Source organism: Spirosoma sordidisoli, from assembly GCF_004138325.1.
Lineage (GTDB): Bacteria > Bacteroidota > Bacteroidia > Cytophagales > Spirosomataceae > Spirosoma > Spirosoma sordidisoli.
Genome location: NZ_SBLB01000006.1, coordinates 436,922 through 454,204, shown reverse-complemented (window position 1 = coordinate 454,204; position 17,283 = coordinate 436,922). Strand labels below are relative to the sequence as shown.

Sequence of the window (17,283 nt, the reverse complement as noted above, 5' to 3'; positions counted from 1 at the left end):
CAGGGGAGCATTCCTAAAACGTAAGCCTGATTTGTCGAGTACAGTATATCCAGCTGCGTAGAGGCTAACATGTAGATCAGTCTGTAAACAGCAACTTTTACATGTCGTTAACATTCTTTTACTGGCTATTGACAAACGACGGGATAGAAACGTTTAGCTTTGATGAAATCCTTAAACGGACCTGATCGTATCAGAATACAGATTTATTTTTTAAACCGACAAAGCATATGAAAAAAATAATTTATGCGCTGATCGTACCGCTGGTTGTGGTAAGCGGACTGGTATTTGCCGATCGTGAAAGTAAACACGAAGCGTCTAAAAAGGTAACCTCAAAACCACTCTCTGCTGCTGAACGGAAAGCTGCCTTGAAAAGATGGGAGGCTACCCCCGATGGGATATCGTACAAAAAATGGGAAGCGTCGCCCAAAGGTAAAAGAGTATATGCCGGTGAAGCTAACATAAGGAAGCATCTAAACGCTTTTGCCACTATGGAAGCCGTTGTCACTTCTCTTTCTCTGCCGCCAGGTTCACGATTGGGTTTCGGTCTGATGGTCAGGATTAACGATGACGATTATATTCTTAGTTTTGGACCGGAGAAAATTGACAAAAACTCGGGAAACCTGACCAACGAATTTCGGCCGTTGCATAGCCTGAAAGTGAACGACCGACTAATTATAAGGAGCCATACTGTATCGCACGCGCCCAAGTATGACTATCCAATACTATCGGGCGATTATGTAGAACGGGATGGTAAACTAATGTATAAACGTGTCCCTCGCAAAGGCGGTTGCTAGTCGAGTCATGCCCTTCGTTGATCGAAGCCCGACCAGTTCGTCATTGGCTGTCGTGTCCACCCAACGCCAACGGGTGTTGATGGTGAGCGAGTTACTCAACTGGACACGAGGTAGTCATACTCTTTACACACCTGTTCGAGTTGGACTGTGCGTCCTGTCACTCCAAGAACGACCACGCTGAACGAAAATCTATTGCCCTACGACCGCCAGCGATGAAACACAATCCACTATCCTCTTGGCTTTGGTAGATTAATCTTCTGAGGATTTGACTCAGTTATTGTAGTATCCAACTCGTCAACTTGAATAGCAATACCACCGAACCGGGCTTCCTCAGCCACGCATCTGATGTTATCAATGTAGCAGATATCAGAAAGGTACAACTCCTTTTCACCATCCAAATACCTTCCCTGACATCCGCCCCCTAAATTGGTGTTGCAATATTTCACTGGTCGCCCAGCTTTATCAGTGGTTCTTTCCGCGCAGGCTCCACACACATGCTTTGGATATCGTGGATCAGTATGCTTAGGTCTTCCACATACTGGGCAGTGATGTTGTGTTTCAATCTCCATTTAACACGTGCTAATCTAGATCATTAAGGCATTTCCTGTGCCGCACGAAACGCGGAAATGAAAGCCCAAAACCTACCCGGCCGAGACGTGCTACCTCTCGACCGAAGTCAATCACTACGTTGTCGGCCTTTTTGCTGTTCACCCAACAATTATGAGTGTTGATGGTGAGCGCATAACTTGACTCAACACACGTACCTGTCCTTCACACCCTCGTTTAGATGGGCTGCAAACCCGACTTCAGGACGTGCTGTTTTGCCCGCCAGGAGCGAAATTATAATGCATAATAAAGGGCAATCCCTAGTAAGAATGGTCCAAACCAAACCAGCAAACTTAAACTTGCCCACGCATAATAACTGCGGGTCACTATGTGGGCTTGGGGTAGGCACAGTCGGCTTCTTAACTGGTCTATCGTTAAAGAGTACATTTCTTGCTTTGTCAGACCACTGGTAAAGGCGCTCTTCATGCTCAAGCCAGCTTGAAAAGCATTATAACTGTGCTTAGGATACAGCATCACCCCTACAGCCATGCCCCAAAGGGTAAGCCACCAGGCAAAATATATCTTACCCCATCCGCCAGTGGCTATCTCCCAACTAGTAACCGAACTTTCGCCCTTCCAAGTTGTGTCGTACCCTGTCACTAGGTGGTTGATATCGTGCAAATAAATGTTTTTACGTCGGGATTCTAAATTGGGCAGTGGCAAGGCAATGGGGCCAAACTTAATCATGTCCCACTTTTTGTTGATGCCTCCTCCTACACCATAGCCATGCTGCTCGTAAAAGTCATTTAAGGCGTGTTCAATGTTCATCCCTCAAAAAGATTTAGCCCTGGCAAAGCGTTTGCGTTGTTGCAGATAACTCGAAATTGGGTAGAGACTTCCTTTTTAATGGCTTCACCCTGTCAACTGCAACCCGCCTGACCAGCCCCAATCTTATCTGATGAGACGTGTGATTTGTAACAGGTAACCTGCCTTGTAAGCGCTTTTTGTATAATGCACCCAACGACCGCGAGGGTTGATGGTGGGCGCGAAACGCCATTGAGCACACGTACCCACATCTTTACACACCTGCCTTTGTTGGGCTTTCGGCCTGCCTTCGGGGCGTGCTGCCTGTCGCCGAAAAGCCGCCCACGCGGAGTGAAACGACAACGCACTTACCGAAGGCCTATTTTGTATGGTCAATGCCCAACTTATTAAGTCTTGAAGTGATAGCCCCTTCTTTTCGACCCAGCGTCTCGGCTATAGCTTTAATTGTTTTGCCCTCAAAAAACAATATTTTCAATCGAGACTCTTCATCGGTAGTCCAAGGACTATATGCCGCTGCATGAACCTGTCGAATTTCATCTAAGGAATATGCCTTAGAGACAGCAGCAGAGCCTCCCTTTTGTTGAAGTGTTCTTAATTCTTCATCTGCTGCTACCAACCTCAAATACTTCTCAACCGGAACTTGCACAAAGAGCGTCTTACCAGTTAAATCGGAGACATAGTGAATATCTGACATGATTAGGCAATCTTTAGGATGACTACAAACTAAGGGGTTTTGCTCATCAGTGAAAATTCACAAACGAAAATTTACAACCTGCCTGATCGGGGCGTTCGCACTGTCGCCTGCAACCCGGAAATGCAAACCTCAACTGTCCACCTCAGGCGTTTGGCTTGTCAACCGGGACGCGGAAATAGAAACTAAACTTGCCCAGGCGGGGCGGTCAAACTGTCGCTCGAACGCTGGACTGTCAAGTACTGCTTTTGCAATGCACCAAACACCCAGGGGTGTTGATAGTGATTGAATAACTTACCTGACCATGATCCACTTGCAACCTTTACACACCTGTTTGGTTGGGCTGAAAACTCTCCTTCGGGACGTACGTCTTGTCAGCGGAAACCTGCCCGCGCAGAGCGAGTTCTAAAAGTGCAGAAGTCCATGAAAAAAGCCAGGGTCGCGTTCGTAAAGCCAATACACCAGATAAGTGTACGTACCTACAAACATCAAAATCCCGATGTAAGCAAACGCGGTGGGATTCTGGCCTTCTACAAAAAACTTCTTTGGGTCTTCAGGTTGATAAATGATTACCACTTCAGTGTTTTCATCAAACTTTTTGTCCGATGCGGCATAGATGGAACTGCCTTTCATCGTTCCCCCAAGATAGTTTTAAACTCTACAATAGGATGGTAGGCTGTTTGGCCTCGACTGCTTGCTTTTGCTTCGTAATCAACAAGTGTACCGGACACTCTTATGCCATTTTTAAGTTGATTTCTAAACCTGACCAGAATAAAAATTAATACTCCTATGAGAAATAATCCACTGATGGTCAATATCGTGAAGGCAAAAGGTACGTTCATGCTTATCTCGGTTACGGTTCTGATTAGTTTTGGGGGTTGTCACGCATCCATTCTTCTAAAGTTGTTCGCTGAAAGTGTAACCGGGCCGTAACTACAAGCGCAATGATTGGCCCCAGCGACAAACCCACAAACAGGAAGGCGATAAATATGGCAAACAGGATGTAAATATTCCAGCCCAGTTTTTTCACATCGCTCTCATAAAGGTCATAGCCTGCCAACTTCATGGCACAGTAGCTGGCGTAGGTTAAAATAGCCCAAGAAATCACTGATAGGTAGGCCATACCGCCTTGCTGTATAGCAATCAGAAGACTTATTAAGGTACTGAGAGCACAAATGATTATGGCAATAGTTGCCATAATTTTTAGGGCTTTAGGTTTGAACATATTGTTACGGTTGAATTGAAACTTTAAAACGGTGGGGCGTTTACCCTGTCTCCGAGATGCTTCCCTATGAACCTGCCTAATTATGGCGTTTATAGTGTCATACGGAAACCGCACAACGAGCAAAAAAGCCTGATCGCTGGGATGTGCCGCCTGTCGGACGGTACCGGCCCACAATTCCCATTTTAGCCGTTTCACCCAACGACCCCATGTGCTGATGCGCGTCGAGCATTTACACACATGGATGGTTGGGCTGCTCACCTGACCTTGCGGCCTTTACCCTGTCGCTAGACAGACAGCCTACGCAAAAACTCATTGCTGCCGACCAACTTGAGGGGCAAGTAAGAAATAAATTCCTCCTATCAAGTAACTTAAAAAACATACTTTTCAACAAAATGGTAGGTTTACCAATGTGATTCATCTGGATGGTAACATATAAGGTTCTTTAGTGAATCTTAATATAATTTCAGTAAACTTGTTTTCTCTTCCAATTGAATCCAATTTATATCTGAATATTGATTAATATTCAGGCCAATTTCTTTTGGCAAAATCTCTAAGAAGTCCTTAAAAAAACTTTTTTCATAAGATAATATAAATGCCATATTTACTCTTGACTGATTTTTCATGTATTCATTACCTACACTATTTAAAAAGGCAAAATGGGCAAATGCCTTATAAGCAGCATAGGCTGAGTTGCCAACTTTACCAAGTTTAGCAAAATTGAATAAAATATTCGAAATAACTATATGCATATTAATTATTTCATTTGAATTGCTTTTATAAAAGGATGTAATTTCATTGTAATATAATAATGAATCTGCTTTTTGATAAGCTAGATTTAATCTGTTAGATTTATAATCCGCTAAAGCTTCTTCATATAAACGCTTTTCATCTCTTATATAGTTTTCTATGTCTGCCTTTGCAATTGTTCTACAACCTCTATTTCTTAACGTGTAATAAATTGGATTTTCTGACCAATATCCTACATTTATTAGCCAAGTAGCATTATTTTCTATATTTCTTAAAGTTCGGATACCTACCCTCTCTCTTGAGCTATGAGTTGAGTAAAGTCTATAATTTTCAACTGTATTAAATGTTTCTCCATTAATTAACAAATCAATATTAGAGGTGTTCTCATATATCCTTGTTTTGTTGTCAACCAATTTTCCAACATCATCAGAGAAATCCCACTCAAATCCCCACGAATCTCTTCTGATAGCTTTTTCAATTTCAATTTGTTTTTCAGATTTAAAATAATCACGAGCTTTTCTATCACTCATTTCAAAATACATATCACCGTTTTCTTGAATTAATTTAGGAGAGCCACTTTCTCTATATATAATGCCAATATTTTTAACAGAATTAGATGTACCTATTCCGCCCATTTTAATACCTAAAATGTTTGCAAATGATGAACTGTAAAACAATGAAGATAATGGTTTATTAAATTTAACGCCCCCAAAACCTCTGTGAAAGCCGAGATTTGGATTCAAGAACACCGCCTTGGGCAAACTGCAATTAATCGTTACTTCTGAATAATTACAATCTGTAAATTCTTTTAAAATAAATGTTAGTGGATTGATCCATCGATTATCGTTACGTACTTTTTCATAGTCATCGTATTGAATAGTGTCTTTGAGAAATTCGTCTTGAAGCAAAATAAAATCTGAAAAACTGTTCTGTTCAATAGTTTTGCTGACATAGCCGTGTTCATCGATGAATACTAAAGTTCTAAAGCTGTCTGGCTTTATAGCATATTTGTGTAAAATATATTTTTTCAATGGTGAAAATTCATCAATAAAATATATACTATAGTTATTTTTAGTGAACGATGATAGGAGATGCCTTTCATCTGTCTGAAATAAATAAGACACTTCCGCTTGGCCTTCAAAAAAAGATTTATACATATTAGGATTTTGGTAAATGACAATCTTTTTGCGGCCATTTGGTTTGAGAATTGAATCTAAAGCTGGATTTATTTTAACAACGTTTTCTTTAATAAGATCTTTTTTAAATTCATAATTCCAAATTGCATTTTCAATACTTTCTACGTTATATTTGAATGCTTTAGTGTAATTTGTTTTTTTATCATTTAGTCTATCTCTGAAATCGAAAATATTAATGTACTGCCCTGCATTAATTGATTTTATTAGATACTTATTGGCTATACTCTTCTCGTGTCTAAATAGGTATGCAAATTGAAATAAAATATTTTTATCAAGTTCAAAATTGAGATATTTACTAAGAAGACTGTCACTAAGAAACCCTAAAATATGATCAGAATAAAATTCTTCACGTTCAACATCACCATTTCCAGAAAATGTCTTTTCTTGGGCTTTTTCTAGCCATCTGAGTATATCTTTTTTTTCTACAATAGAATATATTTCTTTTTCAAAATCTAAAAGACTTTCTTTAATATCAATCTCATTTATCGAAAATTCTTTTGCGTTCAAGCTGAGATATGTAAAAGATCCATAATTTTTTACAGTAATCATTGGATTACGATCGGATTGATATGAAAAGACATAACTCTCCTTCTCAGATGGTACTGGCCAATAGCCCAATTTAGATTCCCGGGGGTTAACTAGATATTGAAGCAAAGAACCTAATATGAGATCATAATCAAAACGATTAGAGTAACGACCATCAAATTTAAAACCAATTTTGTTAAATAAATCTTTCAAAGAAATTGCACTAAAATCCTCTAACTTTCCTTGTTTAAATTTCATCAGTTTATTTATGGAAAAATTGTTTGAGTTTAGTGTTAAATAATAATCGGTATGATTTAATTTATTCCCCACATTTATTAAGATAACAAATCGATTTTCATCTTTCCTATAATTGATAAGTATATTGTTATCCTCATAATTTTGTCCATAATCTGTACCAAATCTCCCAAGCAGAGAGTTGAAATTTCCCATTTTAGTCATTTTTATAATTTCCTTTTTTTCTTCTTTCGTGATTTCTTGAGAAAAAGCAATTTTGCCAAAGAATAATATCAGAGTAAGCAAAATAGAAAGTTTCATAAATAATGTGAATTTGGGTTTAAAAGATGATGTAAGTAACTTACTAAGAAATGGCGAAAGACTTCAAGTCTCTATACCCTTATTTAAGTTAAACTATTGACGATATGCTTCCTATCGTTGAACATCTACTCCATGCAGAGCAAAAACCAAGGTACTGACCGAACAGTTAAACTGAAGCGTGACGACTAGCACTTATCTTATTAGGGCAGTTGATTAATTGCATACGAACTCTGACTGGTAAAACAACACGTGCCAACAGCCTATGACACTTATGTCGCCCCAATGCTGAATTGGCAAGCCAACACCCAAACATTGCAGTCTACTTCTTCTCGCCCGTTACGCTAAATACCCATTAGCCTGGACGTGTCACCCAACATAGTATTGTACGCAAAGTCGCGGAACTATAAATTACACATAGTGAGGAATTTGTAGTTCCGTCAGTAGCATTCTGCACAACGTGTTCAGCAGGTTACTGACTTTGGTAAAGTAAGCAAAACGGTTGTTTACTTACAAGTAAGTATTGATTTTTATTGAGTAATTTTACTTAGTGAGCAGAGTTTTGGTTGAACCCAGTCTAGTTATTCGCTATTGGGATATTGAGGGCCATCCAACTTATTTCTTTGGGGCCGACAAACATCTCTATCAAATCGACTCGCGCGGTCGGTGCTATCGGCGTCGGCTGGTTATGAAACGCTATACGAGGGGCTATACGCTAAAGAGCCGATTCTTCAGCCTGTCGCAACTTCGCCCCCCTGCTTCGGCGGCATGTGCCTACAGATCATCCAACGGGCTTCTAAGTGTGCTGATTTTATCAGCGGTTACGTGCGTGTAGCGCATCGTTGTCAGGATGCTCTCGTGACCCAATAGTTGCTGAATGTATCGGATGTCGGTGCCAGCTTCGAGGAAGTGGGTGGCAAAGCTGTGGCGTAAGGTATAGATACCACCGCGTTTCTGAATGCCTGCCGCCTGTACAGCCTGGCTGTATACGAGCTGGATGGTTCGATTCGTCAGTGGCTCTTTTTTACCGGCTTCTTCAAATACATATACGGTAGGTTGGTAGACCTCAAGATAGTTGCTCAAAAAGAGATTGGTTTTATCTGTCAGCATCACGACCCGGTCTTTTCTACCTTTGCCAGCCCGAATCATGATTAACTTCCGCACCCGATCGATGTCGGTCAGGCGCAGCTGGACCACTTCGCTGAGTCGTAAGCCAGTTGCATAAACCAGTTGAAACAGGGTTCGGTATTTCAGGCTGGTTGTAGCCTCAAAAAGCGCCTTTACTTCGGCAAGGCTGTATACGGTCGGCAGTTTCTGAGGTTGTCGTGGATAGGCTATGTCGTAGAATGCTTTGTCGCGAAGCAATATCTTTTCACAGTAGAACTTCCAGGCATTGATGTGCACGTTTATCGTCGCGCTGCTGAGCCGTTTTTTCTCAACCAGATACAGCAGATAGTGCTGATACTGTGTTCTGGTCAACTCGTCCAGCGGGGTCGTTCTGGAGTACTGAATCAGCGCTATCAGGGCCTGTTTGTAATTCTTTAGTGTCTTGTAGCTGTAGTTGCCCACCTGTAGGGCATGGCAAACCGCCACAATAACCGGGTGACGGTCGTAGATGCGCAGGGGCGGAGCATACCGGAAAGGTCGCCGGGCGGGCGTATCCACTTGTTGATGGAGGGGTGGCCAGGCCGGATTGGTTGCCTGCTCTACTTCGGTTGCCGTAGCCAGTGGTTTATACAGGCGCACAACCGCTTCGTCAAAACGGCAGTAGGCCTTACCAAATAGTTTTCCCAGTTGTACAACGCTTTCACGCGTGTTTGGCACGACCCAGCACCGGCGTGAGTAGCTCCACCGGCGTCCGGGTATCAGTTTGATCGTATCGTTGCCAACAGGATCGGCCGGAAACGATACAGCCAGCAAAGCCGGGTCGCGTTCGTCAAGCTGTATCGTAATCATCGGGTTTAGTCTTTGCGCTTAGACGGTACCGTGCCCAAAAGGAAACCCGCCACAACCGGAAGGGTCGTGGCGGGTTCGATACCGATTGGGTATATACGACGGACTTATTGACCGCCGGTTTTGGCTTTGGGGCCGCTGCCCAGGGCCGATACGGCGGCTGATTTGGCGTCGGGGCCGAGGTGGTTCCAGTTGATGAGGGCGTTCCAGACCAGCGGGGCGTCGTGGTGATTCAGGTAGCGGTGCAGCGGGTCGAAGGTGAACGCCACCACCCGACCGGCGCCGACCGGCACGTTGAAGAGGGCGCCGTGGCCAATGATGGCCTGCTCGTTGCGCACCATACCCGACAGGACATAAGGCTCCTCTTTCTTCGGGGTTTTGGTCTCGGGCTCTTTGATGGGCTTCCGGTCGGGCATACCCATAATCAGCCCTTTGTACTCTTCTTCGTCTTTGAGCGGCTTGCTGCCATACTGCAATACCATCAGGTCCCGATTGTACTTCTCGGTCTGCAGCAGGGGCGCGATACCCCGGAAAATGGGGAAGCTCTCGGGGTAGCCGTACAGCAGCGGACTCGATGTTTTGCGGCCCTTCGCCATAACGACCGAGCCGGGGTGGAACAGACCGGCTGCCTGGGCGCTGGTATTCGTGCGAAGTTCACGCACGACCCCAGCTTCGGCTACCTGCATGGAGGTATTGTCGAGGGTGACGAGCAGGCCGCCCGCTTCCACGAACGCTTTCAGGTGGTTGACCCCGTCGAAACCCGGTCCGCCGGTCATGTCGGGCGTAGCGTCGGGCAGGCCGTGGGCCGGAAACTCAGCGGTTTTGGTAAACGGCATCGGGCTGTATTTTTTGTCGATCTCGTGGATGAAATCGGCCGCTGTTCCCCGCGAACGGGGCATCAGGATTACGTCGAACCGTTTGCGCAGGTCGCCCCCTTTCAGGTCGTCTTTGTCGATGGAGGTGTACGGAATGCCGCGCTGGTCGAAGGTGTAGCGGGCCCAGCCTTCGTCCTGGGTGCTGTACCAGTTGTGATAGATAGCCACGCGGGGCAGGGTTATGTCGTGCTGTTTGCCGTTGGGCAGGGTTTTAACGGCCTGCAGGTCGAGCCCGAACTGGGTCGATAGTTTCCGTACCTGCTCGGGCGAGAGGCCGCTGAACACGACCGAACCGGCCTGGAGGGTGTCTTTGTCGATCGCTACCCGCTCGTCGAGGACGGTGGCTCTGGCGGTTTTGCTCTGCGCTCTGGCCCAGTAGAGGGCGGGCAGCACGGTGTTCTGCGCCTTGTAGTTCAGGACGTAGCTGGTGCCTTCGCCGGTCAGGTTGCCGGCGTACTGTACATCGCTGGTCAGCATCCTGAGGTCGGTGGGGGCGTAGGCCACGCTGTCCTGCGCTTTCACGTCAACGCCGTAGAGGTAGCCGAGGGTCCAGGCAATGTCGTCGTAGGGCGGAAATTTGGCTTCTTTGGGGTAGTTCTGTTTCGACAGCAGCGAGATGGCCAGGTTGCGGTAGGGCTGGTTGAGCAGCACCACATAATCGCCCGCGTTCTTGCCGGTTTCGGCTTTGTGAACTTCGATGGCCTGAGCCCGCAGCTGGTTGACGAGGTAGGCCGCCATAGCCGGGTCGCGCTGGTCTTTCCGGATCACGAACGCGCGGGGCGTTTCTTCGGTGCCTTTCCGGATGTTGTTCAGCCCTTTCTGGTAGAAATTCTTCAGCATCAGCCGGCTGTTGGTGGCCCCGTAGGAGAGCGATGCCAGCACCCCGGCCTGCATGTAGTTGATGTTGTTGCGGTACGACCAGTACACTTTTTCGGTGGGCGGTACGGGCCGGTACCATTCCTTGCTGGTGGCGGGGTCGCCGGCGTATTTCTGCTCGGCCAGGTCGCGGAGGTAGGTGCTGGCGCCGGCGTTGCCGAAGGTTTCGTAAAACCGCCCGACCGAGTTGTGGTTGTTGGAGATCCAGAGGCCATAACCGGGATACCAGCCGTCGTAGAACGCCCAGGTAAAGACGCCAGGCAGGCCCTGAGCCGCCAGCGAGGTAATGTCGTGGTGGCCATGATCTGCCATTCGCCGATGGTGATGGGGTCGATGGTTTCGTTATAGGGGCCGGTGCCGGTCGAGATGTAAAGCAGCGGTACGGACTCGTGCAGGTCGAGAGAGGCTACGGGATGCCAGTCGTAGTAGATCTTGTAGAGGCTTTTGGTAATGGCCTGCGAGTTCTGAAGACCGTCGCGGTTGTTGTCGTGGAAAACGTACTTGCCCCAGTAGGGTACGCCAGGGAAGCCGTCGTTGAAGTCTTTCCGGTTTTTGGAATAGCGGTAGTACCAGTCGACCTGCTTGTCCCAGCCGTCGGGTTCCGAGACGGGGTTAATGATCACGATAATGTTATCGCGGATGGTGCGGATTTCTTCGGTCTGGCCGGTAGCGAGCCGGTAGGCCAGTTCCATCAGCATCTCGGGCGATCCCATTTCGGGCGAGTGCATGCCGCCGTTGAGGTAATAAACCAGTTTGGTATCGCCCAGAATGGTGTTCAGATTCTGGGGGTTTACCTGGCGCGGGTCGGCCAGCAGGGCCAGCTGTCGTTTGTAGTGGTCGAGTCGTTTCTGGGCGTCTTCGTTGCCGATGACGATCAGGTTGATGGGGCGCCCTTCTTCGCTGGTCATGACCGGCTCCATACTGACGTTGGGCGAGGTGTCGGCCAGTTTTTTGAAGTAGCCGTAAATCTCGGGCGTACGGTGCAGGATGCCGGGGGTGCCGATGATCTGTCCGAAATGTTTCCGGGGCGAGGGCACCGTGGGGTCGTCGGGCAGGTTGAGGACCGATGCGGGCAGGAAACGCGGATCGGTGGTGTACTCGCGGATTTTCTGGTTGTACACCTCGTCGATCTGCTGGGCCCCGACGGGCGAAATCGACATAGTGAGACCGGCCAGTGCCGCCAGTAGGGCAGGTAGCTGTTTAACCTTCATACAGTTGGGGTGAGTGAGGAATTACGGGTTGTTTGACCGTAAGCAAGATACGCGTTTTAGGGCGTAAAGAGCCGGCCGGTCGTTAATTATCCCGATCTGTATGGCGTAAGGAATGAAACCGGGCGCGCTTTACTGACTCACGACCTGTACCGCATAGGTCTGGCGAACCCGGCCATCGGGCGAGCTGTCGGCCGCCTGCTCGGCAAAGACGACCCGCGCTGCGCCTACCGTAACCCCCTTGATCAGAAAGGTGGTGGCCACGGCTTTGCCCTGCGACCGGGCGCTGCTGTCGGCCGATGACAGGGGCTTCGTCGTCACGTCGACCACTTCCTGGTTATCGGACGTACCCACCACCGATTTGCCCGTTATCGTGACCTCTTTGATGGCGCCAACGGCCACTTTCATGGGTCGGGCGCTCCCCGAACCGGCGCCCGCCCGGCAGGCCGCCAGACTGGTAATCACCGCGATAATAAAGATGAGTTGACGGAAAGAGACGAGGAAATGACGAGGCTGTGGCTGGTTCATGCAAGCATAACCGTTTCTGCCGGGAACAGTTTTTTTTACTGACTATCGGGCTGGACGGCTACTCCGTTGGCGTGACGTTGCCGGGGTCAGCAGGCGGCACTTTACCAGCTGGTTGGGCTGACGCATGGGTTGCCGTGGGGACACGGCAACGGGTGGCAGGGTGGCAAGCAGGGGTGATTTGTCGTACAGAAATCTAGCGGGCTTTTCGCAGGTAGAAGATAAAACCGTTCTCGGCGCCGGTTCGGCGGACGTCGGGTAGGGAGTCGAGGTGAGTGGGGTTTTCCTGGGCTTTGCGAATAAACCACACGTCTTTGTCGATGCGGCCGTGCATGAGCCAGTCGTCGTTGTAGTAATTGGGGTTGGTGACGGGCGGCTTGCGGGTGTAGAAGAACGGGCCGTAGCTGCGGTAGCCGTAGGTCTTTACGTACACATCCTGCCCCTGCGACCGCTCGAAAAAACGCATGGCGGCATCCTGCGAGATTCCTTCGATACGCCCGATGAAGAACCAGAGCGTGAGCGTAACGAATACGGCCATGCCGACAAAGAGAACCAGCGCGGCCTGGGCCGTTTGCCGGTGGCTGAACCAGTAGATCGTTACCGCCAGCAGCAGCAGCAGCCAGACGCCGGGCAGGGCTTCCCAACCCGTCCAGTTGATGGCCGCATCGAGATTACCCTGCGTGAACGGGTCTTTGTCGGCCAGCGACTTCACCATATCCATCCGCTGGGCCAGTATGGGCGCTCCGATGGTGGCCACGATAAAAATGCCGCCAACAAGGATCAAACCTGCCCGCAGCCAGCCGTTGAACTGGATTTTTCGGTCTTCGAGCTGAGAGAGAGTAAGAGCGCCGAGGTAGGTGATGGGGAAGTAGCACAGCGACGAATAATGCACAATCTTCGACTGCACGATGCTGAACAGGATCAGCACCACCCAGAACAGCATCAGCATCCAGCGCCGGAACTCACGCTGGTAGTTGCGCTCGATGAAGAGGGGCGAAAAGGCCCGCAGTGCAAAAATGGATGATGGAAAACAGCCCACCAGCAGGACGATGACGTGATAACCCGGAAAGCCGCCATGACCCGCATCGGGTGTGCTGAAGAGCCGGATGTTGTAGGTCAGAAACTCGCTGACAAAAACCGGGCCGTGGAGGTAGGTTTCCAGCCCGACCCACGCCAGCGGAAGCACCGAGGCCGCCAGCACAAAAACCAGCCCCTGCCAGATCGACAGGAACCACCGCAACCGGCTCAGCAGCCAGTACGTCAGCACTACCAGCCCCAGAATCAGCAGCGCCACCGGTCCTTTGGTCAGTATGGCCAGCCCCAGCGAAAAACCGCCGATGAGCAGGTACGTCCACTCGCTTTTGGGCACCAGCAGCGCACTGCTCAGCCGCTCCCGTTTCCAGGATGCGAAGATTAAATTGACCAGGCCAACGAAAATAAACAGGTTGAAAACGGGGTCGATGATGCCCGACCGGAAATACAGATGGGGCGTTACCGAGCCCAGGTAGGCCAGTGACCAGAGCAGGCCGAACCGGTGGCCGTGTAGTTTTTTGCCGAGGTGATAGAGGTAAATCAGGGTGGCGATGCCGCAGAACGCATTCGGGAGCCGGGCCGTAAACTCGTCGACGCCAAAGAGGTTCATAAAAAGCGACTGGCACCAGAAAAAGAAAGGCGGTTTCTCGTAAAACGGTTGATAATCAATGTGAACACGCAGGTAGTCGCCCAGCGTAACCATCTCCCGTGCGGCTTCGGCAAAATTGATTTCGTCCCAGTCGAACAACCGGACGCCCCCCAGAAAGGGCAGGAAGAACAAGGCGCCTAAACCAGCCAGCAGTAGCGAATAAAATAGTTTTTGATTCATCAACCCGAAGTAGTTAGCCGATAAGACGATTGATCTCATCGTAATACCAGCCCGCAAAATTAGCCGAAAAAAAGATTGCGGGGATTGCCGATATTCGCGCCGACAACCGGTGCCTGCTCCCGGTGTTCGGTTTGCCCGTTGCCAACATGGCCGGTAAACCGAAGGCTACGCACTGAAAACCAAAAACCAGAACCTGTTTATGCTCGCCAACCATCGCTTTACCGATCTGCCGGCCTACGCCCAGCTGCAAGCGCATTACGACCTGCTGAAAGACCGGCACCTTCGGGATTTGTTTGCCGAAGACGCGACCCGATTCGACACGTTCACCCGTCGGTTTGACGATATCCTGCTCGACTTTTCGAAGAACCGGATCACCACCGACACCCTCAACCTGCTGCTGCAACTGGCCGGAGAGGCCGCACTACCCGACGCCATTGGCAAGCTGTTTGCCGGCGACCGGATCAACCAGACCGAAGACCGTGCCGTACTGCATGTGGCCCTGCGCAACCGCTCTAATACGCCTATTCTGGTCGACGGGAAAGACGTGATGCCCGACGTGAACGAGGTGCTCGACCGGATGAAATCGTTTACCGGCCGGATTCGGTCGGGCGAGTGGACGGGCTATACCGGCGCGGGCATTACCGATATCGTCAATATTGGCATCGGTGGGTCTGACCTCGGCCCGGTCATGGTTACCGAAGCCCTGAAACCCTATGCCGACGATCAGAAGCTGCGCGTGCATTTCGTGTCGAACGTGGATGGGGTTCATATCTACGAAACCCTGCAAACCGTTCGGCCCGAAACAACCCTGTTCCTGATTGCCTCCAAGACCTTTACGACGCAGGAGACCATGACCAATGCCCAGACGGCCCGCCAGTGGTTCCTGGACAACGGCGGCTCGGAGGCCGACATTGCCAAACACTTTGCCGCGCTCTCGACCAACCAGGCGGCCGTGGAGAAATTCGGCATCGACCCGGCCAATATGTTCGGTTTCTGGGATTGGGTAGGGGGCCGCTATTCGCTCTGGTCGGCTATCGGGCTGTCTATTGCGCTGTATATCGGCTTCGAGCAGTTCGAAGAGTTGCTGGCTGGTGGGCACGATATGGATCTGCACTTCCGCGATGCACCCCTGGATCAGAACCTGCCGGTTATCCTGGCGCTGCTGGGTATCTGGTATAACAACTTCTTTGGGGCGCAGACGGAGGCTATTCTGCCCTACGATCAGTACCTGCACCGGTTTGCGGCCTATTTCCAGCAGGGCGACATGGAAAGCAACGGGAAATCAGTTGACCGCAACGGAAACCCCGTCGATTACCAGACCGGGCCCATCATCTGGGGGGAGCCCGGAACAAACGGTCAACACGCGTTCTACCAGCTCATCCACCAGGGTACCAAGCTGATTCCGTGCGATTTTCTGGCACCGGCCATTAGCCAGCGGCCTATCGGTGAACACCATACCATTCTGATGGCCAATTATTTTGCGCAGACCGAAGCACTGATGAACGGCAAAACCGAAGCCGAAGCGGCCGACGAGCTTCGCCAGGCCGGTAAATCTGAGGCTGAGATTGCGGCTCTGGCGCCGTTCAAGATGTTCACCGGCAACCGGCCTACCAACTCCATCTTGTTCAAAAAGCTTACACCCCGTACGCTGGGCCGCCTGATTGCCCTCTACGAGCATAAAATCTTTACGCAGGGGGTAATCTGGAATATTTTCAGCTTCGACCAGTGGGGCGTAGAACTGGGCAAACAGCTGGCCAGCCGGATTTTGCCCGAACTAAAGGACGATGCGCCCGTGTCGACCCACGATAGTTCGACCAATGGGCTGATGAATGCCTTCAAAGCGATGCGACACTAAGAGCCCGCACCGCCGGAAAGCAACAGCCCGAACCCGATAGTTCGGCTAATAAATAACAACATACGTATTCTACCTGTTAAGTGGGTGTAACTTCGGTTGCGCCCATTTTTTTATTACTCAACTAACAACTGAAAAACGCAATGAAACGTCATGTCTCACTGTTGGCAATCGGGATTGCCTCACTCGGGCTGGCCCAGGCCCAAACGACAACGAATAGTTATTCGTCAACGTCCGGAAATTCGACCTACAGCACATCGCCGGTAACGACCGATAGTACCAACGCCGTCAACAGCTCGTCACCTACGTATAACTCGACCGACGGCAGCACGAACAGTACGACCAATAGCACCGCATCGCCCACGTATACGACCACCACGACGGATACGTACAGCACATCGACCCGGCCCAGGGATACGAAAGACTACAAAAACTTTGTTTTCGGTGTATATGCCGGAGCCAACTCAACCCGTTTCGCGGGTGAAGACGTTAACGGCGATCGGCTAAGCGGCCGACTGGGTTACCAGGCCGGTTTCTTTGTGCGGGGTGGCGGTCGGTTATACGGTCAGCTGGGAGCCGAGTATTTTGCGTCGAGCTCGAACTATTTTACGGCCGGAGACGGCACCTCGGCGGGAACGATCCGCGATCAGATCAACATCCAGTACGTACAGATTCCGGTATATATCGGGTATAAATTATTGGAGTCGGATCGGGGAATTTCGGCCATCCGTCTGCAGGCGGGTCTGGAGTACGCCAACCGGATTAACTCCAACAGCGGTGACTTCAATCTGTCTAATTCAGAGATCAAGAGCGGCACGTTCAACGGCCTGGGTCAGCTGGGCTTCGACATTGGTCCTCTGCTTATTGACCTGACGTACCACCATGGTTTCAGCAATTCGATCGAGGCCGTGAACAACACGGGCTTTGCCGGTTCGCAGCGCCGTATTCTGAGCGCCAGCGTCGGTTTTAAATTCTAGGATAGGTATTTCAATTGAGTAGTAAAATACAGACAGGTTGGAATAGTTAAAAACA

General features: G+C 49.3%; 12 protein-coding genes and 1 pseudogene. 3 read left to right on the top strand and 10 right to left on the bottom strand.

Annotated elements, in window-relative coordinates; translation table 11 throughout:
- Window positions 1–227 precede the first annotated feature (227 nt).
- The gene (locus EQG79_RS22155; protein ID WP_129604125.1) at window positions 228–794 is read left to right on the top strand and encodes a hypothetical protein; all 567 of its coding nucleotides are present in this window, start codon (window positions 228–230) and stop codon (window positions 792–794) included.
- 840 nt (window positions 795–1,634) lie between these two features.
- Here EQG79_RS22155 and EQG79_RS22145 read toward each other — a convergent pair.
- From EQG79_RS22145 to EQG79_RS22100, 10 genes and pseudogenes are all read right to left on the bottom strand, one after another.
- Window positions 1,635–2,168 carry a hypothetical protein gene (locus tag EQG79_RS22145; protein WP_129604120.1) on the bottom strand — a complete coding sequence of 178 codons (534 nt, stop codon included), beginning with the start codon at window positions 2,166–2,168 and terminating at the stop codon, window positions 1,635–1,637.
- Window positions 2,169–2,523: 355 nt separating this feature from the next.
- Complete coding sequence (locus EQG79_RS22140) at window positions 2,524–2,859, bottom strand: hypothetical protein (protein WP_129604116.1); 336 nt, start codon at window positions 2,857–2,859, stop codon at window positions 2,524–2,526.
- 402 nt (window positions 2,860–3,261) lie between these two features.
- Window positions 3,262–3,489 (bottom strand): hypothetical protein, encoded by a 228-nt coding sequence (locus EQG79_RS22135; protein ID WP_129604113.1) that lies wholly within the window; start codon window positions 3,487–3,489, stop codon window positions 3,262–3,264.
- The gene (locus EQG79_RS22130; protein WP_129604110.1) at window positions 3,486–3,698 is read right to left on the bottom strand and encodes a DUF3592 domain-containing protein; all 213 of its coding nucleotides are present in this window, start codon (window positions 3,696–3,698) and stop codon (window positions 3,486–3,488) included. The genes EQG79_RS22135 and EQG79_RS22130 overlap by 4 nt, the downstream gene beginning before the upstream one ends.
- Before the next feature lie 23 nt (window positions 3,699–3,721).
- Complete coding sequence (locus EQG79_RS22125; RefSeq protein WP_129604108.1) at window positions 3,722–4,081, bottom strand: hypothetical protein; 360 nt, start codon at window positions 4,079–4,081, stop codon at window positions 3,722–3,724.
- Between the two features lie 452 nt (window positions 4,082–4,533).
- Window positions 4,534–7,104 carry a hypothetical protein gene (locus EQG79_RS22120; RefSeq protein ID WP_129604102.1) on the bottom strand — a complete coding sequence of 857 codons (2,571 nt, stop codon included), beginning with the start codon at window positions 7,102–7,104 and terminating at the stop codon, window positions 4,534–4,536.
- Between the two features lie 771 nt (window positions 7,105–7,875).
- Window positions 7,876–9,057 (bottom strand): tyrosine-type recombinase/integrase, encoded by a 1,182-nt coding sequence (locus EQG79_RS22115; RefSeq protein WP_129604099.1) that lies wholly within the window; start codon window positions 9,055–9,057, stop codon window positions 7,876–7,878.
- A 104-nt stretch (window positions 9,058–9,161) separates the two neighbouring features.
- A pseudogene (locus EQG79_RS22110) lies at window positions 9,162–11,965 on the bottom strand (M14 family zinc carboxypeptidase).
- Between the two features lie 180 nt (window positions 11,966–12,145).
- Window positions 12,146–12,541 (bottom strand): hypothetical protein, encoded by a 396-nt coding sequence (locus EQG79_RS22105; protein WP_129604096.1) that lies wholly within the window; start codon window positions 12,539–12,541, stop codon window positions 12,146–12,148.
- A gap of 193 nt (window positions 12,542–12,734) precedes the next feature.
- Complete coding sequence (locus EQG79_RS22100; protein WP_077921427.1) at window positions 12,735–14,399, bottom strand: ArnT family glycosyltransferase; 1,665 nt, start codon at window positions 14,397–14,399, stop codon at window positions 12,735–12,737.
- 199 nt (window positions 14,400–14,598) lie between these two features.
- Between EQG79_RS22100 and pgi the strand changes: the two genes are divergently transcribed.
- Together pgi and EQG79_RS22090 are read left to right on the top strand one after the other, a co-directional pair.
- On the top strand, window positions 14,599–16,254 hold the full coding sequence (pgi, locus tag EQG79_RS22095) for a glucose-6-phosphate isomerase (protein ID WP_129604093.1): 1,656 nt from the start codon (window positions 14,599–14,601) through the stop codon (window positions 16,252–16,254).
- Between the two features lie 140 nt (window positions 16,255–16,394).
- Window positions 16,395–17,228 carry an outer membrane beta-barrel protein gene (locus EQG79_RS22090; protein ID WP_129604090.1) on the top strand — a complete coding sequence of 278 codons (834 nt, stop codon included), beginning with the start codon at window positions 16,395–16,397 and terminating at the stop codon, window positions 17,226–17,228.
- Window positions 17,229–17,283 lie beyond the last annotated feature (55 nt).